Source organism: Sphingomonas sp. CFBP9019, assembly GCF_034045155.1.
Classification (GTDB): domain Bacteria; phylum Pseudomonadota; class Alphaproteobacteria; order Sphingomonadales; family Sphingomonadaceae; genus Sphingomonas; species Sphingomonas aerolata.
The window spans coordinates 56,588-79,533 of the sequence record NZ_JAXCWK010000003.1; the positions used below are offsets into that span (position 1 = coordinate 56,588).

Below are 22,946 nucleotides of genomic sequence, written 5' to 3' on the forward strand. Positions count from 1 at the left end.
TTGCGTCTAGACCAAGCGACGGCATCCCGCGACCCGCAAACGCCCGCTTATTAGGCACCCGGTGCTCGAAAACACCGGCGGGGCCCGCGAGATGATGTGCGAAATGCCGCCCGTCCGGCGGCCAGGATTACGGGACCCTGATTGAATGGCCTTCTACTCGCGTTTCTTCAAGTTCATGTCGCACGACATGGCGATCGACCTCGGCACCGCGAACACGGTTGTCTATGTCCGTGGCCGCGGCATCGTCCTGAACGAGCCGTCGGTGGTCGCGGTCGAGACGATCAACGGCATCAAGCGCGTCAAGGCGGTCGGTGACGACGCGAAGCTGATGATGGGCAAGACCCCGGGCAACATCGAGGCGATCCGCCCGCTGCGCGACGGCGTGATCGCGGACATCGACGTCGCCGAGCAGATGATCAAATATTTCATCCAGAAGGTGCACGGCCCGCGCCGCTTCGCCCGCTGGCCCGAAATCGTGATCTGCGTGCCGTCGGGGTCGACCAAGGTCGAGCGCCGCGCGATCCGCGACGCCGCGTCGAACGCGGGCGCGAGCACGGTGTGGCTGATCGAGGAGCCGATGGCGGCCGCGATCGGCGCCGACATGCCCGTGACCGAGCCGATCGGCAGCATGGTCGTCGACATCGGCGGCGGCACGACCGAGGTCGCGGTGCTGAGCCTGCGCGGTCTGGCCTATACGACGTCGGTCCGCGTCGGCGGCGACAAGATGGACGAGGCGATCGTCAGCTATGTCCGCCGCAACCACAATCTGCTGATCGGCGAAGCGACCGCCGAGCGGATCAAGCAGGAGGTCGGCATCGCCAAGCCGCCGGTCGACGGCATCGGCACGATCATCCACATCAAGGGCCGCGACCTGGTCAACGGCGTGCCCAAGGAAATCCAGATCAACCAGGGCCAGATCGCCGAGGCGCTGAGCGAGCCCGTCGCGACGATCGTCGAGGGCGTTCGCGTCGCACTGGAGAACACCGCGCCCGAGCTGGCCGCGGACATCGTCGACCAGGGCATCGTCCTGACCGGCGGCGGCGCGCTGCTGCAGGGGCTGGACGAGGTGCTGCGCGACGAGACCGGCCTGCCGGTGACGGTCGCCGAGGACCCGCTGACCTGCGTCGCGCTGGGCACCGGTCGCGCGCTCGAGGACCCGCTGTTCCGCGGCGTGCTGATGAGCGGCTGAGAAGCGTGTAGGTGGGAAACGGGTCAGTGGAAATCGCATCGACCGAGTCGCGGGGATAGGGCCCCGGACCCGGCGATGCCCGAGAACGAGGGGACAGGCGCATGGCGCCAGCCCGCGATCGCCGGACGGGGTTTTCCCGACGGCGTCAATATGGGGTGTTCGTAGGCTATGTGCTCGCCATCGCCGGTGCGGTGGTGGGCGCAGCGTTGCTCGTCGTCTCGACCTTCAATCCGCCCGCCTTTGCCGGCGCGCGGATGGGCGTGGCGGGCCTCACCGCGCCGGTCTCGTCGGGTCTCGCCTGGGTCGTGGGCGGGGTCGCCGCGGTGCCCGAGGCGATCGGGACCTATTTCTTCGTCCGCCAGGAAAATGTCGCGCTGCGCCGCGAGCGTGACCAGACGCGGGCGCTGCTGATGCGTGCGCGGACGATCGCCTATGACAATCGCCGGCTGCGATCGCTGCTGAAGGTCCGCGACCGGATCGCCGAACCGGTCGTCACCGCGCGGCTGGTCAGTTCGAGCGCGTCGAGCGGGCGCCGCTTCGCCTTGCTCAACGCGGGCCGCTGGAGCGGGGTGCGGCCGGGCATGGCGGTCCGTGGCCCCGACGGGCTGGTCGGGCGCGTCGTCGAGACCGGCCCGAATGCGGCGCGGGTGATGCTGCTGACCGACGGCGACAGCATCGTGCCGATCCGCCGGACGCGCGACGGCCTGCCCGCGATCGCGGTCGGGCGCGGCGACGGCATGCTCGACGTCCGGTCGGTCAACGCGACCAACGTCAAGTTCAACGCGGGCGACCTGTTCGTCACGTCGGGCGTGGGCGGGCTGTATTCGCCCGGCATCCCGGTCGCGCGGGTGATGACCGCGGGTGCGGATTCGGTGATGGCGCGGACCTTCGCCAACCCCGACACCTTCGATTTTGCGGTGGTCGAGCCCGGCTTCATGCCGGTGCCGCCGCCGCGCGCCCTTGCGCCGTCCGACAATAGCGCCAAGTGACTGCCAAACCACCCTATCCCGTCTTCCCCCAGATGATCGACCAGCCGTGACCACCCGCAACAGCGTCGACTACAAGCCATTCGAACCGAAGGTCGCAGGCGGCCGGGCGCGGGCGATCCCGTGGCTGACCGTCATGGCGGGATCGCTGATGACGATCGTGCCGCTGATCGCGACGATCCCGATCCTGCCGCCGTTCGGGTTCGTCATGCTGCTCGCATGGCGGCTGCTCGCGCGCTACGCGCTGCGCCCCTGGGCGGCGGCACCGCTCGGGCTGTTCGACGACCTGCTCAGCGGGCAGCCGCTGGGCAGCGCGGTGCTGCTCTGGTCGCTGGCGTTCGTGGCGATCGACATGATCGAGCAGCGGCTGGTGTACCGCGATTTCTGGCAGGACTGGCTGATCGCGAGCGGCGGGATCGCGTGCTGCGTGATCGGCGGGCGATTTCTGGGCGTACGGGTCGGCACGCATGTCGACACCGTGCTATTGGCGCAGATCGTGATCACCATGATGCTCTTCCCGCTGGCGGCACGGATCGTCGCGACGATCGAACGACGCAGGGTCCAGGAATGAGGCGGGTTTCCGAATGAGACGGCCGCCGCGTGTCGTGACCGAGATGTCGCAAGCCTATAGTTTCTCGCGCCGTGCCTGGATGCTGGGCGCGGTGCAGGGCGGCGTCGGGCTGATGCTGGCCGGGCGGATGGCATGGCTGTCGATCGCGCAGAACGAACGCTACACGATGCTGTCCGAGAGCAACCGCGTGAACATGACGCTGTTGCCGCCGCGGCGCGGCTGGATCGTCGACCGCCACGGCGTGCCGATCGCGAACAACCGCACCGATTTCCGCGTCGACATCATCCCCGACCGGTTGCGCGACAAGGAGCGCGTGCTGCCGCTGCTCGGCCGCATCCTCCAGCTGCCGCCCGAGGAGATCGAGCGGATCGCGATCGACCTCGACCATGCCGCCGGGTTCCAGCCCGTCCAGGTCGCGGAGAATCTCGACTGGGAGCGGTTCGCCGCGGTCAGCGTGCGGCTGCCCGAGCTGCCCGGCGTCGCGCCGACGCGCGGCTTTGCGCGCAACTATCCCGCGGGCGCCGCGGTCGCGCATCTGACCGGCTATGTCGGCGTGCCCAATGCCGAACAATACAAGAAGACGCGCGACCCGCTGCTCGTCACCCCCGGCTTCAAGCTCGGCAAGGACGGGCTCGAGAAGATGCTCGAACCCGCGCTGCGCGGCGAGGCGGGCGCGAAGCGGGTCGAGGTCACCGCGCGGGGCAAGCTGGTCGCCGAGCTCGCGACCAAACCCGACGTGCCGGGCAAGACCGCGCGGCTGACGATCGACGCGGGACTGCAGGAATATGCCGCGCGCCGGCTGGGCACCAATTCGGGGTCGGTGGTCGTCATCGACTGTCGCACCGGCGAGATGCTCGCGATGGTGTCGATGCCCGCCTATGACCCCAACAGCTTTTCGGACGGGATCAGCCATCTCGAATGGCAGATGCTGAGCGACGACGATCACGTGCCGCTGATGAACAAGGTCACGCAGGGGCTGTATCCGCCGGGTTCGACGGTCAAGCCGATGAACGGGCTGGCGCTGCTCCATGCCGGCGTCCCGGCCGACGCGCGGGTCAATTGCTCGGGCGCGATGCGGCTGGGGACCAGCGTGTTCCATTGCCACAAGCGCGGCGGGCACGGGCCGCTCGACCTCAAGAACGCGATCATGCAGAGCTGCGACATCTATTTCTACGAGATGGCGCGGCGGGTCGGCTATGCCGCGATCGCGCCGATCGCGCGGACGCTGGGCATGGGGCAGAAGTTCGACCTGCCCTTTTCGACGCAGCGGTTCGGGACGATGCCCGACCCCGACTGGAAGCTACACAAGTACAAGCGGCCCTGGACGGTCGCGGATTCGCTCAACGCGTCGATCGGCCAGGGCTATGTACTCGCCAACCCGTTGCAGCTCGCGGTAATGGCGGCGCGGATCGCGTCCGGCCGCGACCTGCAGCCGAGCATTCTCGCGAGCCAGGTCCACCGCGACGCGCCCGCGCTGGCGATCGATTCGGAAAATCTCGCGCGGGTGCGCGAGGCGATGTTCGGCGTGATCAACCAAGGCGGCACCGGCGGCGCGGCCAAGCTGCTGATCCCGGGCGTCGCGATCGCGGGCAAGACCGGCACCGCGCAGGTCCGCCGCATCACCATGGCGGAGCGGCGCTCGGGCGTGCTCAAGAACGGCCAGCTGCCGTTCAAGCTGCGCGACCATGCGCTGTTCATCGGCTTCGCGCCCGCGGACAACCCGCGCTACGCGCTCGCCGTGGTGCTCGAGCATAACGGGCATACGGTGCGCAACCTCGACACGCCGATGATCGGGCGCGACATCATGACCTACATGCTCGACCGCGAGCGCGCGCTGAAATCGCTTGCCGAGGTCGAACCGACCTGGGGCGGCGACATCAGGACGCGGATGGCGGCGACCGCGGCGAGCTATCGCGCGGCGCAGAGCGCCCCGCCCGCCGCGATCGCGACCAAGACCGACGCGACCGTGCCAAGCGACGCGCCGGCGGTCGAGAACGCCACCGATGTCGCCAACCGGACCCAGGCGGATCTGGCCACCGCGGGCGGCGGGGTCGCGGAAGACGGAACCACGGAGCGCGGCCAATGACATCGCGGATCATCCCCGAACAGCTTGCCACCCTGCCCTGGCGGACGTTGCTGCTGGTCACGGCGATCGGGACCTTCGGGCTGGTCGTGCTCTATTCGGCGGCGGGCGGCTCGCTGCGCCCCTGGACGCTGCCGCAGGGCATCCGCTTCTTCATCCTCCTGGCAGGCTCGGTCGTGCTCTCACGCATCCCCGAGCGCGTCTGGAAGGCGGCGGCGTGGCCGACCTATGGTGCGCTCGTCCTCGCGCTGGTGCTCGTCGAGCTGCTCGGCGCGGTGCGCGGGGGCAGCCAGCGCTGGCTCGATCTCGGCTTCATCCGGCTGCAGCCATCCGAATTGATGAAGCCGGCGATCGTGCTCGCCTGTGCGCGCTTCTACGACATGCTGCCGCCCAACGAGACGCGGCGGTTCGCGGCCGTCTGGCCCGCCGCGGTGCTGATCGGCATCCCCGCGGCGATCGTGATGAAACAGCCCGATCTGGGCACCGCGCTGATGATCTGCGCAGGCGGCGCGACGGTGATGTTCCTGGCGGGCATCCCGCTGAGGCTGTTCGTCGGCGGCGCGGTGGCCGCGTCGGTCGCGATCCCGCTCGCGATCAACTTCGCGCTGCACGATTATCAGCGCAACCGGATCCTGATCTTCCTCGATCCCGAAAGCGATCCGCTGGGCACCGGCTATCACATCAGCCAGTCCAAGATCGCGATCGGATCGGGCGGGCTGTGGGGCAAGGGGTTCCTCAACGGCACGCAGAGCCATCTCGACTATCTCCCCGAGGGGCATACCGACTTCGTGTTCGCGACGATGGCCGAGGAATGGGGGCTGGTCGGCGGCTGCCTGCTGATCCTCGCCTTCCTGCTGGTGATCCGCTGGGGGATCGAGGTCGGCCAGCGCGCGCAGTCGCGGTTCGCGCGGCTGGCCGCTGCGGGGCTCGCCACGACGATCTTCTTCTATGTCGCGATCAACCTGATGATGGTGATGGGCCTCGCCCCCGTGGTGGGCATCCCGCTGCCGCTGTTCAGCTATGGCGGGTCGTCGCAGATGACCGTGCTGCTGTGCCTGGGGATATTGATGTCGATCGACCGGGAAAATCGCAAGACGACCCGCTGGTAAGCAGAAAAAGACAGCAATTTGGACGAAAGGGGGTTGCGGCCCCCGATGAGTCTGCTAACAGCGCGCCTCCAGCAGCGGGGCGCCACACCAGGGCGCCACTCAAAACCGCCCCGGAATGGACGCATAGCTCAGTTGGTAGAGCAGCTGACTCTTAATCAGCGGGTCCTTGGTTCGAGCCCAAGTGCGTCCACCATTCTCCACCGCAGAAAACAGATGTTTTCCACTGCGGCGGAGTCATGTCTGTTCGACATGGTCTGATCTGTCTTCCGACAGTTTCTCTCCCAACTGAATGATATGCGCCTGCCGCGCGACCGCGATCTTTCGCGCCTTGTTCGCGATTGGCTCGCTGCAGGTTCGCATGACGTTGAGCATCGCGTGACCGGAGATCGGCCGCACGACCGGGTTGCCCGTCTTCGACTGTATCAGGGGGCCTACTCGCCTAGCTGAGCCCCTGCCCGCGCGATCGCGCGGTACCCTGCGCCTGTGGCATCCTTGGAGCCGAATACGTCCCAGACGCGCCGGCAGCGGCGCTCCGACTAGGTCATTGGGTCGCAGTCCCTGCCCGTCCCAGCTGGGGCGGCATCGTGACGAGCAGGGAACCCTTGCGGGGAGGCGAGGCCTCATCGGCCGGATGAGGCTTTGTGGTTAAGAAATGGTTAACGCCCTCGACCGGAGCGCCGTTTGTACGCACGGTGACGCTGGTCGAAGGCCGTGGCACCTCGGCACGGATCGACTTCGGTAATGTCCCGACCATGACGGGACAGATGATGTGGAGTAATAGCTCGTCCGCATCGCGCATCGGCCCCGCCTCGCGGGTGGTCGCAAGCATGCGTTCATATTCGGCAACTGCGATGGCTGAACCGCTTCTACGGCTCACCATCGCTGACCTTGCCGATCTCTCAGCTGTGCACCTGACGTCTGTTGCCAGTGACAGCCGGGCTCGACTCTGACTTAGATATAGGCCGGCGTCGTACCATGGCCCTGGTATTTCTCGCCTTTCACGCTGCTGCGATTGAACATGCCGAGATCTCGGTTGCCCGCCTTCATACTGCTCGGCATCCGCTGGCAGTAACCACGATCCTGGTTTGTCGATCCAGCGCCATGTGGTGTCGAAGCCTTGTCGCGCATCGTGAACTCCCATTAACCCTATTGTTTAACTCTTTACACATTCGCGTTAATTGCGACGTAACTGAGTTCGTCAGAGTCCAAGAATTGAGCGGCGCATTGGTTCCGACCGAAAATTCCGGTAAATTTAGCGAGCAACCAAAGTACCATAGTGCGCTTGGTGCCGTGATACCCAGGGCCGAGGACGTGGCGAGCCGGGCAGGCCCCAGGGTCGCAACGAGCGCCTGTTCGAGCAAGCCGCGATCAACCCGCATCGTGGTTCGCGGTCGCTGATGGGCAAGCGCAAGGTTTTGCCAAACCGTCTCACATCCCTGCGGCCGGAGCTCGGTTCGTTGCCGCCTGTCGAGCGCATCCGACACCCGATCGTGCTTGAATGTCCGCCATGGTCTGCGACGGTCCGCTACGACGGGCGTTGGCCCCTGCCATGCCATCAGGCGGGGGCCGGACTGGCGAAACTCGGTACGCCCGACATGGGCATCACCTGCCTTTATGGTGGACGATTAGCGCCCCGTCAGCCGCTCATCATAGCTCGAGGTCGGCGCCGTGAAGAGCGCATCGGGAGGCTTATAGGGATCCTAGGACCCGAATGCTTTGCGGGCCTAACCATGGTCGACTTGGACATTCTTACCAAGAGAACGCACCATGGGTGACCGGGAAAACCGCGCATACAAGAAGCGCTACGCCAAGGGCCGCACCGCTTACGGCCGCGATCGCGCAAAGGGCGCTGATGCCAATGGCGGCACGTTCAACACCTCCCTGACGAAGCGGTACGCGGGCTATTATGACGCGATGTGACCAAGGTGCCCGGTTCGAAAGAGCCGGGCGCTTTACATGGGGCGGCCCTGCGCATGTTCCCTGAAAACGCTTGGGCCATTCCAATCAATTTGAACGGCACTATTCAGCAGACGCGCTCGCGTTATGCCCGATGTTAATAGCCGCGCATGATCTAAAATGGGAAACCTAAGGTAAGAATTATTTTGCGATCATGCTCCATCGAACCGTATGGGCCGGAGAACAAAGAAAAGGCCGGGGGGCGTATAGTGACATCGAGCAGCGGCATCGGAACAGAATTTAGGCAGGACACTGCAAGGAAACCGGGCCAGATCGATGCAATACAAGCCCTGCGGGCGTTTGCGGCTCTCGCGGTCGTTGCGCATCATGCGTTCCGCGCCACGACGCTGCATGACGCGCCCCCGGGCGCTTACGCACCGCAAAGCTGGATTATCCAAGCCGGGGCTGCCGGCGTAGACGTCTTCTTCGTCATCAGCGGCTTTCTGATGGCATTCATTTCTCAGAAATTTTTCCTAGGCCGGAATTCGCCTGCTGACTTCATGATCGACCGGATCGTGCGCGTCTGGCCCCCATATGCATTGGTCACCTTGGTGGCGTGCGCCCTGATCGCTGCGAGGTCTGGCTTCGGCCCGGAGCTCGCTATGCCACGCCTATTGACGATCTTTTTCATCCCCTCATTCGACATATCAGGCAACCTGCAGCCAATTATCGGGCCGGGGTGGACGCTATGTTATGAGATGATGTTCTACGCCTGCTTTACTCTCGTAATCGCAAGTGGCCGCAAGCACGCCATACTGAAGCTTTCCATTTTAATCGGCGCTCTATATCTTTTGGGTGTCTTTAGCACCAATAAGGTAATGCACGTATTCTTAGCCGAGCCTATCGTTTTCGAGTTCGTCGTCGGTGCGCTCATCGGCTTCAGGTTTAGGGAGACAAATCAGACGGTGCGTTTGCCGATCGTGTGGATCGCTGCTGGCTTGATGGGCATGCTCGTCGGAGTATATGCTGACATTCCCCTGCAATACCGGGTGTTCACCTACGGCATCCCAGCGACCCTGCTGTTCGTCGGGTTTCTGTCTCTAAGCGATAACATCCGGTGGCCCTCGGCGCTGCTCTTCATCGGAAATGCCTCATACGCTATCTACCTGACGCACATACTCGTGATCTATATGTTCACTCGTCGCATGCCCATCTTCGTAGAGCACGGGTTGGAACCGCTCGCCGTCTATGGGGCATCGTCGATTGCGATATTGGCCGCCATCGTCGTCGGTTCGCTATTCTACATGGCTGTCGAAAAGCCGGTGTTGCGCTTATCTCAGCACCTAGTTGCTGGTCCGGCAATGGCGCGAACGCGGCCTTCAAGAAGCGCACCTGCAACTGCCGTGAATGGTGCAGAATAGCAGAAGGGCTAATATTGCAGCAGCGCCTCGTCCCCAGGCAGGTAGCGCTCTTCGGTCAGGTCCAGTGACCGGACTGTCGACGACCTGGCCGCGTCGCGGTGCAGCCACCCCGGCGGCGCGGTCTTCGGCCGCTTGCCGCACTCACCGCAACGGAAGAACCGGGTCAGCCTCGGTCCCCCGGTAGGCTTCGAGGTTGACCTCCGTATGCCGTCCACAGCCATAGATCAGATCTATGGTCTGGATATCGAGGGGCCGCATGTTTTCGAGGTCCATGGGGAGCGGGATCGACCACTGCAGTCGCGCCTCATCGACCGCGTCGACCGCTGCCGCGATGCGCGCCCAATCAGCCTGGTGGAGATCATCCTCTAAGGTATCGAGCAGCGTGGCGACAACAGGCGCAGACGCCAGCGTGCCATGCTTCTCACGGCGGAGGATGTCTCCGCCATGGAGGGCAACGGCTCGCGATCAGTCGCGACGTCGGCGTGTCAATTTTCTCAGCTGGGCTTGATTGAGTTCCCGGGTCCGCTTGCGATCGGCGATCAACGCCCGCCGAAGCGCTGCACCGTGCAGCGGCTGTGCAATCCACCTTGACGACCGCGCGCGCGCAGGCCGCGCCTTACGTCTCGCGGGTGAAAGCCTCCGTGCCTTTTTGAGCATTGACGCTCGAGCCTGGCTCAGTGCGGCATTGGCCTTCTGCGCCACGGGAGTGTTGCCACCGTCAGCGGGAACTGCGGTCGAGATGGCGGCTGTCTGCGGTCTGACAGGCGGTGCGATGGGGGCTTTTGGGGTTTGGGCGACGGGAGCCTTGACCAGAGCCGGGCGGGGATCTGCCTGGCGGGTGTAATAGGCTGCGCCAACCGTGCTCATGATCCCCAGAACGACCGCGGCGATCGCCGAATATCGTGCCGTACGGATGCTTCGTTGGTTACGGGCCGTGAGGACCGACAAACGCTTGTCGATGTCCTGACGCTGGTTCGCGAGCGCCCAGAGCGCCGCGTTGCTCCCGATCCTCGCGCCGTAGTGCGAACCCGGAATCGTGCTCGCGGCGACCAGATATTCTCGATCGGCCGGCTCGATGGCCGGCGGTTGCAGGGGAGGATCGTCGGGGAGTGCTTCCGCAGACCGGGTTGCCGTTGAGGGAGATTCGCTGCTTGCCATGGCAAAGCTACGTATCAGATTGAATTAGGTTTTATGCAGCCAATCGGTCCCGACATAGCACACCGACGCCAATACTCCCCGGATGGCAGGCCGGGTCCTGCTTCAGGCCGCGACCGTTCCTCGTGGCGCAGGGCCATTCGATCGGGACGGCTGGGGCTTGGGCGCGGTGGCCGCCATATAGCCGACCAGCATCCACAAGGGGGCGGCGACCTTCATCGAGAAGATCGCGGTGCCGCCGATCATCATGTTGGCGAAGAGATAGACCGCGGTCGCCCAGGCGCAGCGCTTCGAGGCGGTGTCCGTCGCGCGCTGGCCGAGCGAGAAGAACAGCCAGATCGCGATCAGCCCGAAGATCGAACTCGACGCGGTGACATAGCCGAAGCCGGTATCCATGAGATGCCGCGCCTTCATCGCATTCGCACCGAATATGGTCGGAATGTCGAGCTTACGCAGCGCCTCGGTGGTGATGCCCAGTCGGCCGATCAGATCGTCGGTATGCTCAACATTGTCACCGACGACGAGAAACGCCAGCAGGACCAGGACCGGTGCAATTAGGAGGGTGAACCACCGCGACAGATGGGGAAATATGAAATATCCCATCATCGTCACCACCGCCAGCGCCGATGACGTCCGCGTGTTGTTCGAGAGCAGGATCAGCAGGATCGTCGCCACCATCGTCGTCCGGATGGCGACGCTCAGCCGCCCCCATGTGGCGACGAGGAAGACGCAGAGGATTCCGGCGAAGTTCGCGTTCGAAACCTGCTCCAGGAACACCGACGAGGTCCGCGCGCCCGAAAACACGCCAAAGGAAAAGCGCGATTCGAACCCCGCCGCATTGTTGAACAGGCCGGTCTCGTTGAACTCGCTCACCTCCATGCCGCGCGTTGCCGCATAGTAATTGCCCGGCTGGAACACCGACACATAGGCGGTCGGGAAGGCGATCTCGAAGATCAGCACCGTCAGCGTGATGATCGTGAGCAGCGCAAAGGCGAGATGCACCTGGGGAAAGCTGCACCGACGGCCGAGCAGGAAGAAGGACGCGATGATCGCGACGTTGCGAAAGGCATCGGGGAACACCGCATCGCTCGCGAGCGACGTGAACACCGCAAGGAGCGCAAACAGGTAGAGCAAGCCGATCGCCGGAGCGTCTTCGCCGTCTGGACGGCGCTTGAGCAGCGCCAGCCCCATCGCGCCGCCGAGCAGCAGCCCCTCCATCGCGATCGGCGCCGCGGACGTGAGGCCCTTCACATGCGCGCTGATGATCGCGAGCATCGCATTGTACAGGCTCGCGGAGAAGACGAGCGTGACCGCGAGGATCCCGAACCTTTGATCGCTGATCAGCGCCTTGCCGCCGGGTGGCGCCGCCGTCTTGGGCCGCGCCCTGACCCCGGTGATAGGTTGTGAAGTCTTCATGGTGTCACCGTTTGCAGTTGGTGCGGATAATCGAGGCCGACGCGCCGCTCGAGGAACATTCTACGGCTGCGCGTCGATGGCCAGCCCTAAATCCCGGCTCAGGATGTGCCCAGTTCGGCGGCGGCGGGCGGCTTGCGGCCACCGCGCAGCAGCCTGTTCATGCCCTTGAGCAGCGGGAGTTCGATGGTCCGGTGGACGACGATCCCGGCGACGCTGCTGACGACGAGCGCGAGGATAACGAAGACGGCACCGTTCGCCATGCCCAGATCGAGACCGACGACATGGGCCGCGACGCGGGTGCCCGCGATCACGAAGATATGGCTGAGATAGATGCTGTAGGACGCGTCGCCGAGCAGGGACAGTTTCGGCAGGTCGGGCAAATGGCCCGAGATCTCGATCTGGAGCGCCGCGCACAGCAGAATGACCGCGGGTATGCCGAGGACAATGAATTGCGAGACGGAAGGCCTTTCGAGATCCATCCAGAACAGCATGGCGAACGCGCCAAGCCCTGCCACCGCCCAGATGCCGGGCGACAGGCGCGGAAGACGGCGGATCGTACACGCCAGAACAATCCCCGCGAGAAATTCGGCGAGGCGGTCCGTACCGTAGAAGGCCGCGGTCGTCCCGGAGAGCCACGTCTTGGCCGACACGTACACGAGCGCCAGCAGCACGGCGACGAACAGGGGCCTGAGCGACTGCCTGACGGCCAGCGCGCACGCAAACACCGCGTAGAACATCATCTCGGTATTGAGCGTCCAGCCTGGAACGATGACCGGTGTCAGGACTTCCGCATTGGTCGCGGCAACGGCCGGGTTCCAATAGGGGAGAAACAGGAGCGAGAAGCCGAGATGCGGGAGGTCGAACTTGGTCGACCGCAACAGATCGCCGAAGAACAGCGCGACCATCGCGGCAAATATCGTCAGGACCCAGTAAAGCGGCGCGATCCGGATCAGGCGCTTGACCAGGAAGTCGCCAATGCCGACCTTGCGGTCCCTGGTCGTCCACCACATGACGAACCCGCTCAGGACGAAGAATATGTCGACGCCGAAGGATCCGGACAGCGGAAGTTCGCGAATATTCGCCACCTGCTCGACTTGTACGACCGCGTGGAAATAGACGACGGCCAGTGCAGCGACACCGCGCAGATATTGCAAGGACGACAGGTGCATCCCGGATTTTGGTACGGAGGTCACTGATTGTCCGCCTTACAGTTTAAACAGGTTTACTAGCCCTGCGGCACGCGACCGGTGCTGCAGGACAGGATATTCAACTATTATACGCTCAGAATTGGGCATCTGACGGGGTACAACCTCAGAGTCATAGGGTGCTCGTCGAACCACGTCGGCGGTTCAGCGCCATGTCGACGGGCTTAAAACCGCGTTATCAGATAGATAGAGGGCATATCTGACCGCACGCTGGTCCCCATCCGGTGTCGTGAGCGGGCTTCTGGCATAGAATGGCGCTGACTTCCACGGGATTCCCGGCGTCGGCGCGACCCGGAATGGCACTGACCGCGGCGGACAGGCGTGTCGTCGCATCGAAGCATCTGGTTACCGGACGATTCACTTTAGCGATGATCTCGGCCATGTTCATGCCGGACACGCGCCACCTGTGTCACACGAGTCGACGGCATCTCTCGAACTCTGTCAGTAATTGTGACGCTCTCGATAATTATTCCACGGCAACGTCTTGTTGCGGAAGAAAAATTTAACACAAATTGGCTATTTGAGGGATCGCACTGTGCTTCACATCGAGAGCACGGCATTCCATCCAAACCTCGTAGGTGAAGTAAGATGATTCTTCCTCGTGTCATCGCCGCTGCCACGGCCCTGCTGTCCTTCGCCACGGCCGCCGAGGCCGCGCCGCGGTTCGGCGTCAATCTCGCGGGATGTTCGTTCGTCGCGAACGGCGCCCTGTGCCCGACCGTGGCCGACGTCGCCTGGTACGTCGACAAGGCCGGGTTTCGCAGCATCCGCCTGCCGTTCAACGGCAGCCAGATGAATGACCCCGTCGTCCTCCAGCGGGTGGTCGACGTCGTCAAGGCGGCCAGCGCGCGCAACGTGCCCGTGATCCTCGACCGCCATGACTATAAATGGCCGACGCCGGCGGAGCAGATCGCATTCTGGCTGCCGATCCTGCGCAAGCTCGACAATTCCGAAATGGTCATGATCGACCTGATGAACGAGCCGCGCTTCTTCACCGATCCCGTGGTGACGAACGACTGGATGCAATGGGTTCGCGATACCAACCAGATCGTCGCAGGCATTCGCAAGGCGGGGTTCAAGCACCGCATCCTCGTCGAGTGGCCACAATGGTCCGCGTCATTCCGGTTCGACAAGAACGAACCGGCCAGCCGGGACTGCGAGAGCGCTGCATGCGCGATCGATCGCTCGGGCGGCCTCATCGACCCGCTGAACCGCATCATCCTGTCGCCGCATCGCTATTTCGACACCGGCTCCAGCGGTACCAATGCGGAGTGCGTCAGCGAACCGGCGGGCGACGGCGGACTGAAGATCTTCGCTGCGGCTGCCCGGAAGCGGGGATATCGGGCGATCCTGGGCGAATATGCACTGGGAAGCTCCAAGGGGCTGCCCGCATCCTGCACCGCGATCGCGGCGAACGTCGTCAAGTCGATCAAGACCGACAGTGACGTCTGGCTCGATGCGATGGCCTGGGGCGGCGGTCGCGCGTGGACGGAATCCTATTTCTTCAAGATCGAACCGACCAAGGGCACGCGGGAATCGGTGCCGGTGGCGGCCTACACGAAGATGATCGCGGGACAGTAAGCCGCGAGGGCCCCTCCCTCGCAGGCGCGGCGTGAAGGGCCGTATTCCGGCTCTTCACGCCCCTACCGGCCGACCTGCATCAGGATGGCGTCGGAGGGGAGCAGCTTGTCGAGGAAGGGCAGCAGCGCGGCGCCGATGACCGGTGCGTCGGCGGCGAGGGCGCCGCGGATGATCGTGGTCATCGGGGGCTGTACGGTGACCGCCAACGCGCCGGCGAGGCGGGCGATCAGGCGGTCGAGCAGCGCGGTGTCGAGCCGGCCGCCGATGACGATGGCGTCGGGATCGATCAGGCAGGTGATGTTGATCAGCGGTGCGATCAGCGCCTTGGCGGCGAGATCGACCCAGCGTTCGAGCACGCGGTCGGTCTGCGGATCGGCGGGCCGGATGTCCTTCTGGCTTTCGACATCGAGGCCGGCGTCCTTCAGCATCTGCAGCAGCGCCGAGATCGAGACGATGTCCTGCACGACCGCGCCCGGCGCCGGGTTGGTCGCGTCGGGCAGCAATCCCAGTTCGGCGCTGCGCTTGTTCGCGCCCTCGACGAAATGGCGGTCGATCATCAACCCGCCACCAAGCCCGGAATTGATCAGGATATAGAAGAAGCTCGCCAGCGGTGACCCCGCCCCCGCCTGCGCCTCGCCGATCGCCGCCGCCGCCGCATCGTTCTCGATCACGGTCGGCCAGGGCATGACCGGGGCGAGCAGCGCGGGGATCGAGAGGCCCGCCCAGCGATCATAATCCGACGGCCGCCCCGGCAGCGTGATGACGCCCAGATCATTGGGTACCGCGACCCCGACGCCGATCACGCGGTCGCGTCCGACCCCGGCCTCCGCGAGCAGCGATTCGAGGTTGTGCGCGACGAACGCGACGACGTCCTCGGGCATCGCAAAGGCGATATCCTGCGCGATCCGGCTGCGCACCTGACCCGCGAGATCGAGCGCGACCAGCGTCAGGTGATCGCGATCGATGTTGAGGCCGATCGCGACGCAGCCCAGCGGCTCGATCGTCAGCTGGATCGCGGGCTGCCCACGCGGGCCCTGAAGGCGGCCGACCTCTTTCACCAGACCGGCGTCGATCAGCCGGCGCGTGATGTTGGCGATCGTCGGCGCGGTCAGCCCGGTCGTCCGGCTCAGCTCGACACGGCTGGTCTCCGGGCTGAGCCGGATGGCCTGCAGAACCACGCGCTGATTATAGTCGCTCGCACGCGCCAGGTTCGTGCCCGACAACGACACTGCGAGGCGCGCACCGCGCGCTTCCCGTATCGGTTTGTCCATCGTGATATGCCCCTCCGACGTATTCTTACACGTCCGGCGAAAGAAAAGTCGATGGGCCCGGCCGGGCTCATCGATCCGCCCGGGCCCTATCACGCGCCACCCCGCTGCAACCGCATGGAAAACCGACCGCGTGAAAGAAAATTAAATTTCTTAATCTGCTTGCGCCCCGGTACGTCGGCCCCTAGCCTTGACCCCAGCACATCATGTCGCGCCGCCGTTCAATGGTTCGACAGTATCTTTCCGGCAATCCCGACGAGGACGCCGGCCCCGGACGTGTATTGGAGAGGCGCATTGGCAGCATCACGAGGCATCGCCTGCAAGGACACCGGGCGATTAGTGAAGCGTGTACGGAGCAATGTTCTTCCCGGACTTGCGGGTGCGGAGATGTCGGCCGCATGATCGGGGTGTCATCTGCTGCACTACTTCGCCGCGACATGCTGAAGGCCGGCGCTGCGGCGCTGTGCGCGGCAGCGGCGACGCCCGCGTTCGGCTTCGCGGCGTCGGCGCCCGTCGCTGGCGGCGCCCGGCCGCCGCGCGATCAGCGTCGCTTCGTCAGTCCGGCGGTTGAGCAGGAGATCGTGCGGGTGAAGGCGAGGATCGCGGATCCCGCGCTGCGCCATCTGTTCGAGACCTGTTATCCCAACACGCTCGACACGACGGTCCGGTTGGGGATCGTCGACGGCAAGCCGGACGGGTTCGTCATTACCGGCGATATCGAGGCGATGTGGCTGCGCGACAGCTCGGCGCAGATGCAGACCTATGTCCATCTCTGCCGCCGCGACCCGGCGCTGCGCCGCCTGTTCCACGGCGTCATCCAGCGCCAGGCGCGGTGCATCCTGATCGATTCCTACGCCAATGCCTTCATGGCGGATCCGCAGGCCAAGTCGAACCTGGGCGCGATCGACGACCTGACCGAGATGCGCGCGGGCGTTGCCGAACGCAAATGGGAGCTCGATTCGCTCTGCTATCCGATGCGGCTCGCCTATGGCTACTGGAGCGAGACGCGCGATACCGCGCCGTTCGATGCGCTCTGGGCCAAGGCGATGGCGCGGGCGGTGGCGACGATGCGCGAGCAGCAGCGCAAGACCGATGACGGCCCGTACCGGTTCGAGCGCGTCAATCGCCACGCGACCGAAACGCTGATGCTGAAAGGCGTCGGGGCGCCGACACGCAAGGTCGGGCTGATCCATTCGATGTTCCGCCCGTCGGACGATGCCTGCACGCTGCCCTTCCTGATCCCGTCGAATCTGTTTGCGGTGTCGGCGCTGCGCATGCTCGCCAAGGTTCATGTCGAGGCGCGGCACGACGGCGCCGCGGCGGCGGAGTGCGTTGCGCTCGCCGACGAGGTCGACGCGGCGCTGCGCACGCATGGCCGGATGGCGTATCGCGCGGGCGGCACGGGCGGCACGGGCACGGGCGGAGACGTCTGGGCGTTCGAGGTGGACGGGTTCGGCAATGCGATCTTCATGGACGATGCGAACGTGCCGAGCCTGTCGGCGCTGCCGCTGCTCGGCGCCGCGTCGCGCACCGATCCGCTGTACCGTCGGACCCGGGCAGCCGCCTGGAGCGCGCGCAACCCGTATTTCTTCACCGGCAGCGCGGCGGACGGAATCGGCGGCCCGCACAAGGGGCTGGGCATGATCTGGCCGATGTCGATCATCGTCCGCGCGATGACCAGCGATGACGATGCGGAAATCCGGCAATGCCTGCGCTGGCTGAAGACCACCGACGCGGGCACCGGCTTCATCCACGAATCGTTCGACAAGGATGACCCCAAACGCTTTTCGCGGCCCTGGTTCGCCTGGGCGAACGGGCTGTTCGGCGACCTGATCCTCGATCTCGAGCGGCGCCGCCCCGCCCTGCTGCGCGAGACCTTCTGATTCCCCCGACAGCCCGACCTTTAGGAGACCACCGCGTGATCCGCGCTACCCGTCGCGAGCTGCTTGCCGGCTCGACCCTTGCCGCGTTCGGCACGGCCCTTCCCCTTGCCGCACGCGCGCAGTCGCCGGCAGTGACCAGGCCCGACCTGTTCATCGGCACGGGCGGGCATGGGCACACCTTCCCCGGCGCGACCCTGCCGTTCGGGATGGTCCAGCTTTCGCCGGATACCAACAATCATGGCTGGGATGCCTGTTCGGGCTATCACCAGTCCGACCGTTCGATCATGGGCTTCTCGCACACGCATTTGTCGGGGACCGGGATCGGCGACATGCTCGACGTGCTGCTGGTGCCGACGCGCAAGCCGCTGAAGCTCGTCGCGGGGCCGCGCGAGACGCCGTCCGACGGCTATCGCCAGCGCTATACCGACGAACATGCCGAGCCGGGCTATTACCGCGTCAAGCTCGAGTCGGGGGTGCTCGCGGAGCTGACCGCGACCGAGCGGACCGGGCTGCACCGCTACACCTTTGCCAAGGGTCCGGGGCATATCCTGATCGACCTGACGCACTGCAAGCAGGAGACCGCGGAGGAGGCGATCCGGATCGAGGACGCGTCGTTGTCGATCGGCGAGGACGGCCTGCTGACGGGCAGTCGCCAGGTCTTCCGCTGGGCGGAGGGGCGCCGCATCCATTTCGCGATGCAGCTGTCGCGCAAGCCCGACCGCGTGCAATTCTATGGCGACGGCGACACGCCGGTTGCGGGCGGCGGGCGCGGCGTGACCGGGCACCGGCTGAAGGTCGCGCTGTTCTTCGACGATGCGGGCGCGGCACCGATCCTGGTCAAGACCGGCATCTCGGCGGTCGACGTCGCAGGCGCGCGCGGCGCGCTGGCCGAGGCACCGGGCTGGACATTCGACGCGACCTGCGCCGCTGCGCGCCGGATCTGGGCGAAGGAACTGGACATGGTCCGGGTTGCGGGCGGGACGCCGGCGCAGCGGACGATCATGGCGAGCGCGCTCTACCACACGCTGATGGGCCCGACCTTGTTCAGCGACCGCGACGGTCGCTATGTCGGGCTCGACCAGCAGGTCCATACCCTGCCCGCGACCGAACGCGCGTACAGCGCCTATTCGCTGTGGGACACGTATCGCGCGCTGCATCCGTTGATGACGCTGGTCCGCCCCGACATGGCGGAGCGCTTCGTCCACGATCTCATCCGCCAGACGCAGCAGAGCCCCTATGGCCCGCCGACCTGGCCGTTGCAGGGGTTCGAGACCGGGTGCATGAACGGCTGGCATTCGGTCGCGGTGCTCGCCGAGGCGCATGCCAAGGGGATCAAGGCCGATTATGCGGCGGCCTGGCCCAATATCCGCCGGCGTGCCTTCGACCCGCAGTACAAGGACAGCCTCGCGACGCTCGGCCGCGATCATTACATGCGGCTCGGCTATATTCCCGCGGACAAGATCAAGGAGTCGGTCAGCCGGACGCAGGAATATGCGTATGACGACCATGCGATGGCGCTGCTCGCCGACGCGATCGGTAAGACCGACGATGCGGCGCTGCTCCGCAAGCGCAGCGGCAACTGGCGCAACGTGATCGATCCGAAGATCGGCTTTGCCCGGTCGCGCTTCGCCGACGGAAGCTGGTGGGCGGCCTATGATCCGATCCAGCTCGGCCACATGCCACAACCGCGGTGGCGGGACTATACCGAGGCGAATGGCTGGCAGGCGACCTTCCTCAACCAGCACGACATATACGGGCTGATCGCGCATTTCGGCGGCGATGCGGCGTATGACGCGAAGATCGATTCCTTCTTCAACGCGCCCTCGACGCTGCCCGCCAACGCGCCACCCGACATTGCCGGGCTGGTCGGGCAATATGCGCATGGCAACGAGCCCGGGCATCATGTGGCGTATCTCTATGCCTATGTCGGGACGCCGTGGAAAACCCAGGCGATGGTCCGCCGCTTATGCACCGAGATGTACAAGGACGATCCCGACGGCGTGATCGGTAACGACGATTGCGGCCAGATGAGCGCGTGGTTCATCCTGTCGTCGCTCGGATTCTATCCGGTCGATCCGACGACGGGGATCTATGTCTTCGGGTCGCCGCTGTTCGACAGCGGCGAGATGCGCGTCGGCGCGGGCAAGACGCTCCGGGTGCGCGCGATCGGCAATGCGCCCGACCGGCCCTATGTCCAGTCGGTGCGCTGGAACGGCAAGCCCTGGACCCGCAACTGGATCGCGCATGCCGACCTGATCCAGGGCGGCGAGCTGGAATTCACGATGGGCGCGAAGCCGTCGCGCTTCGGCACGCGCGCCGAGGACCGTCCGCCCTCGGCGCCGCGCTGACGCCCGCTGTCGAGGTCGGGATCAGAAGAAGGTCTCGACCACCTCGACGCAGGTGAAATCGTCATCGACCACCAGCACCCGCCGCCATTTGTCGAAGGTGAGGCAGGGGTGCGAGATGTCGAAGGCGATGACGTCGCCGACCGCGATGTCATCGCCGGGGGTGATCGCCAGATAGGCGTGCTGGTCCATCAGCCCGGTCACCGCCCAGTGCGCGGGGGCGTCGACCGGGCGGCGGTCGCGCGCCTTGCGGAACAGCGTCGCGGGCCGGGGAAGCCCGGCATCGAAGGCAACGTCGCGCTTGCCCATCGCGATGACCGCGCGCGCCGGATCGGGGATCGACTGCACCACCGCCCATACGCGCAGCGCGGGCAGCAGCGCGTCGCCAAAGCTCGGCGCGACCGGATTGCGTTTCAGGATCTGGTCCTGCGCGATGCGGTACAGGCCGTCGTCATGGCTGATGTAGCAGCCAGGGCGCAGCACGACCTGGACATCGCCGGCCTTTGCCAGCGCGGCGGTTTCCTCTGCGACCACGTCGTACCAGGCCGAGCCCGCCCCCGACAGGATCGCGGGCGTCCGCGCGATCCGCCCCGTCGCGAGCAGATCGCGCGTGATCGTCACCGCACGACGGATGAACCGCCGGACCTCCGCCTCGTCGCTCAGCACCCCTTCGTAGAATTCGACCCCGGCGAGATGGAGATGCCCCGGCCAGTGCGCGACCGCGTCGAGCACCCCGGCGAGCGCGGCGGCATCGCGGACGCCGGTGCGGAAGCCCGACTGGTCGGGCTCGGGGGCGAGTTCGACGAGCAGGTCGAGCGACACGTCGGCGGCGCGGCACGCCTCCCCGAGCAGCGCCACCCCGGCGGCGGAATCGACGATGCAGATCAGCCGCAGCGCAGGATCGGCGAGCAGATCGACGATCGCGGCGATATTGGCGTCGCCGACGATCTGGTTCGCGATCAGGATGGTGTCGATGCCATGCGCCGCCGCGACCTGCGCCTGCTGGCTGGTGGCGACCGTGATGCCCCACGCGCCGGCATCGATCTGGCGCTTGAAGAGCGCGGGCGCCATCGTCGTCTTGCCATGCGGTGCGAGCGACACGCCATAGGCATCGATGAACGCGCGCATCCAGTCGAGATTATGCTGCATCCGCCGCGCATCGAGCACCGCCGCCGGAAACATGACGTCCCCCGCGAGCAGGTTCCAGCGCGCGGCCGCATCCCGACCGATACCCTTGTGCAGCTTCACACCGACGTCGCTCACGGCAGACCTCCCAGATAAAGAAAATTGTTTACATTATTTCGACCCGCGGTGACAGTGTCGATCCAGCCCGGCCACGACAGACGCGTGGCACTGACCTCTGGAACCTCTGGGAGGTGAAATGATGGCGACAGTCATTGCCGGTGTCGACGTGTATGACGGCAGCGGCGGCGCGGCCTTCCGCGCCGACGTCGAGATAGGCGACGGGATCATCGCGCGGGTCTCGGCGGCCGCTGCGTCGCCGCCGCCGGGCGCGATCGACGGGCGGGGCCTGGCGCTCGCACCCGGGTTCATCGACGCGCATACGCATGACGATCTGGTCGTGATCGCGGCGCCCGCGATGACCGCGAAGGTGACGCAGGGCGTGACGACGGTGGTGGTCGGCAATTGCGGGATCAGCGCAGGCAGTGATCTGAGCGCGCATGCCCCCCTGCCCGACCCGCTGGTGCTGCTCGGTGGCGCGGACGAATTCCGCTATTCCGATTTCGCGGCCTATGCGCAGGCGGTGGACGCCGCGGTCCCGGCCACCAATGTCGTCGCGCTGATCGGCCATACCGCGCTGCGTGCGCGACACATGGACGGGTTCGACCGCGATGCGAGTGACGACGAACGCGCGGCGATGCGCCGCGACCTGGAGGACGGGCTGGCGGCAGGCGCGTTCGGGCTGTCGACCGGGCTCGCCTATGCCAATGCCAACGCCGCCTCGACCGCGGAGGTGATGGCGATCGCACAGGCGTTGCGCGGTACCGGCGCGCTCTATTGCACGCATCTGCGCAGCGAGGCGGCGGCGATCGTCCCCGCGCTGGACGAGGCGTTCGCGATCGGCCGGCACGCCGCCGCGCGCGTGATCGTGTCGCATCTCAAATGCGCGGGCGCGCCGCAATATGGTCGCAGCGGCGAAATCCTCGCGATAATCGAGGACGCCGATGCGCATCAGCCGGTCGGGTGCGACTGCTACCCGTATACGGCAAGCTCCTCGACGCTCGATCTGAAGCAGGTCGTGCCGGAGACGCCGATCCGGATCACCTGGTCGGACGCCGAGCCCGCCCAAGCGGGACGGATGCTCGCGGACATCGCCGCCGAATGGAACGTCGACCTGCGCGCCGCCGCAACGCGGCTGCAACCGGCGGGTGCGGTGTATCACTGCATGACCGACAGCGATGTCGACCGGATCCTCGCGCATCCGCTGACGATGGTCGGGTCGGACGGCCTGCCCTGCGATCCCCGGCCGCATCCGCGGCTATGGGGCAGTTTCCCGCGCGTGCTCGGCCATTATGCGCGCGACCGCGGCCTGTTCCCGCTGGCGACCGCGATCCGCAAGATGACCGGGCTTCCCGCCGATCGCTTCGGCCTGCACGACCGGGGCTATGTCCGCGCAGGGCTCGCCGCGGATCTCGTATTGTTCGACCCCGCACGCATCGCCGACCGTGCGACCTATGACGAGCCGACGACCGCGGCTGATGGCGTGGTCGGTGTCTGGGTCAACGGCGTCGCGACGCTCGCGCTCGGTCGACCGACCGGCGCCCGCGCGGGCCGGCTGCTGCGCCGCGCAAACCCCATTACCCAGTGAAGGAATGA

General features: G+C 65.7%; 17 protein-coding genes and 1 tRNA gene. 12 read left to right on the forward strand and 6 right to left on the reverse strand.

Going from position 1 to position 22,946, the window contains the following annotated elements; translation table 11 throughout:
• Positions 1 to 145: 145 nt before the first annotated feature.
• The 6 genes from SOM18_RS08280 (at position 146) to SOM18_RS08305 (ending at position 6,131) form a co-directional block, all read left to right on the forward strand.
• The gene (locus SOM18_RS08280; protein ID WP_031439534.1) at positions 146 to 1,189 is read left to right on the forward strand and encodes a rod shape-determining protein; all 1,044 of its coding nucleotides are present in this window, start codon (positions 146 to 148) and stop codon (positions 1,187 to 1,189) included.
• 101 nt (positions 1,190 to 1,290) lie between these two features.
• Positions 1,291 to 2,178 carry a rod shape-determining protein MreC gene (gene mreC, locus SOM18_RS08285; protein WP_159512646.1) on the forward strand — a complete coding sequence of 296 codons (888 nt, stop codon included), beginning with the start codon at positions 1,291 to 1,293 and terminating at the stop codon, positions 2,176 to 2,178.
• A gap of 46 nt (positions 2,179 to 2,224) precedes the next feature.
• Positions 2,225 to 2,746: a rod shape-determining protein MreD gene (mreD, locus tag SOM18_RS08290; RefSeq protein WP_031440173.1), complete on the forward strand. Its 522-nt coding sequence runs from the start codon at positions 2,225 to 2,227 to the stop codon at positions 2,744 to 2,746.
• Positions 2,747 to 2,759: 13 nt separating this feature from the next.
• On the forward strand, positions 2,760 to 4,832 hold the full coding sequence (mrdA, locus tag SOM18_RS08295) for a penicillin-binding protein 2 (RefSeq protein ID WP_031440172.1): 2,073 nt from the start codon (positions 2,760 to 2,762) through the stop codon (positions 4,830 to 4,832).
• Complete coding sequence (gene rodA / locus SOM18_RS08300) at positions 4,829 to 5,938, forward strand: rod shape-determining protein RodA (protein WP_031392826.1); 1,110 nt, start codon at positions 4,829 to 4,831, stop codon at positions 5,936 to 5,938. The genes mrdA and rodA overlap by 4 nt, the downstream gene beginning before the upstream one ends.
• A gap of 117 nt (positions 5,939 to 6,055) precedes the next feature.
• Positions 6,056 to 6,131: transfer RNA gene (locus tag SOM18_RS08305), tRNA-Lys, on the forward strand.
• Positions 6,132 to 6,889: 758 nt separating this feature from the next.
• Here the strand turns inward: SOM18_RS08305 and SOM18_RS08310 are convergent.
• Complete coding sequence (locus tag SOM18_RS08310; protein ID WP_160172618.1) at positions 6,890 to 7,066, reverse strand: hypothetical protein; 177 nt, start codon at positions 7,064 to 7,066, stop codon at positions 6,890 to 6,892.
• A gap of 639 nt (positions 7,067 to 7,705) precedes the next feature.
• On the opposite strand from SOM18_RS08310, the gene SOM18_RS08315 reads away from it, so the two are divergent.
• A complete protein-coding gene (locus SOM18_RS08315; protein ID WP_157840552.1) occupies positions 7,706 to 7,858 on the forward strand; it encodes a hypothetical protein in 153 nt (50 codons plus the stop codon).
• Between the two features lie 245 nt (positions 7,859 to 8,103).
• Complete coding sequence (locus SOM18_RS08320; protein ID WP_320481531.1) at positions 8,104 to 9,255, forward strand: acyltransferase; 1,152 nt, start codon at positions 8,104 to 8,106, stop codon at positions 9,253 to 9,255.
• 465 nt (positions 9,256 to 9,720) lie between these two features.
• On the opposite strand, the gene SOM18_RS08325 is transcribed toward SOM18_RS08320, so the two are convergent.
• The 3 genes from SOM18_RS08325 to SOM18_RS08335 form a co-directional block, all read right to left on the reverse strand.
• The gene (locus SOM18_RS08325; RefSeq protein ID WP_152555433.1) at positions 9,721 to 10,413 is read right to left on the reverse strand and encodes a hypothetical protein; all 693 of its coding nucleotides are present in this window, start codon (positions 10,411 to 10,413) and stop codon (positions 9,721 to 9,723) included.
• A 102-nt stretch (positions 10,414 to 10,515) separates the two neighbouring features.
• Positions 10,516 to 11,826, reverse strand: coding sequence for a hypothetical protein (locus tag SOM18_RS08330; RefSeq protein WP_320481532.1), 1,311 nt, complete (start codon positions 11,824 to 11,826; stop codon positions 10,516 to 10,518).
• A 98-nt stretch (positions 11,827 to 11,924) separates the two neighbouring features.
• The gene (locus tag SOM18_RS08335; protein ID WP_152555432.1) at positions 11,925 to 13,019 is read right to left on the reverse strand and encodes an acyltransferase family protein; all 1,095 of its coding nucleotides are present in this window, start codon (positions 13,017 to 13,019) and stop codon (positions 11,925 to 11,927) included.
• A 600-nt stretch (positions 13,020 to 13,619) separates the two neighbouring features.
• On the opposite strand from SOM18_RS08335, the gene SOM18_RS08340 reads away from it, so the two are divergent.
• Positions 13,620 to 14,612 carry a cellulase family glycosylhydrolase gene (locus SOM18_RS08340; protein ID WP_031440167.1) on the forward strand — a complete coding sequence of 331 codons (993 nt, stop codon included), beginning with the start codon at positions 13,620 to 13,622 and terminating at the stop codon, positions 14,610 to 14,612.
• 62 nt (positions 14,613 to 14,674) lie between these two features.
• On the opposite strand, the gene SOM18_RS08345 is transcribed toward SOM18_RS08340, so the two are convergent.
• Positions 14,675 to 15,883 (reverse strand): ROK family transcriptional regulator, encoded by a 1,209-nt coding sequence (locus SOM18_RS08345; RefSeq protein WP_042466829.1) that lies wholly within the window; start codon positions 15,881 to 15,883, stop codon positions 14,675 to 14,677.
• 395 nt (positions 15,884 to 16,278) lie between these two features.
• On the opposite strand from SOM18_RS08345, the gene SOM18_RS08350 reads away from it, so the two are divergent.
• On the forward strand, positions 16,279 to 17,763 hold the full coding sequence (locus tag SOM18_RS08350) for a glycoside hydrolase family 125 protein (protein ID WP_031440165.1): 1,485 nt from the start codon (positions 16,279 to 16,281) through the stop codon (positions 17,761 to 17,763).
• Between the two features lie 35 nt (positions 17,764 to 17,798).
• A complete protein-coding gene (locus SOM18_RS08355) occupies positions 17,799 to 20,111 on the forward strand; it encodes a GH92 family glycosyl hydrolase (protein WP_320481533.1) in 2,313 nt (770 codons plus the stop codon).
• A gap of 21 nt (positions 20,112 to 20,132) precedes the next feature.
• Here the strand turns inward: SOM18_RS08355 and SOM18_RS08360 are convergent, their stop codons facing one another.
• Positions 20,133 to 21,371: an amino acid deaminase gene (locus SOM18_RS08360; RefSeq protein WP_031440163.1), complete on the reverse strand. Its 1,239-nt coding sequence runs from the start codon at positions 21,369 to 21,371 to the stop codon at positions 20,133 to 20,135.
• A 121-nt stretch (positions 21,372 to 21,492) separates the two neighbouring features.
• On the opposite strand from SOM18_RS08360, the gene SOM18_RS08365 reads away from it, so the two are divergent.
• Positions 21,493 to 22,938 carry an N-acyl-D-amino-acid deacylase family protein gene (locus tag SOM18_RS08365; protein WP_200874019.1) on the forward strand — a complete coding sequence of 482 codons (1,446 nt, stop codon included), beginning with the start codon at positions 21,493 to 21,495 and terminating at the stop codon, positions 22,936 to 22,938.
• Positions 22,939 to 22,946 lie beyond the last annotated feature (8 nt).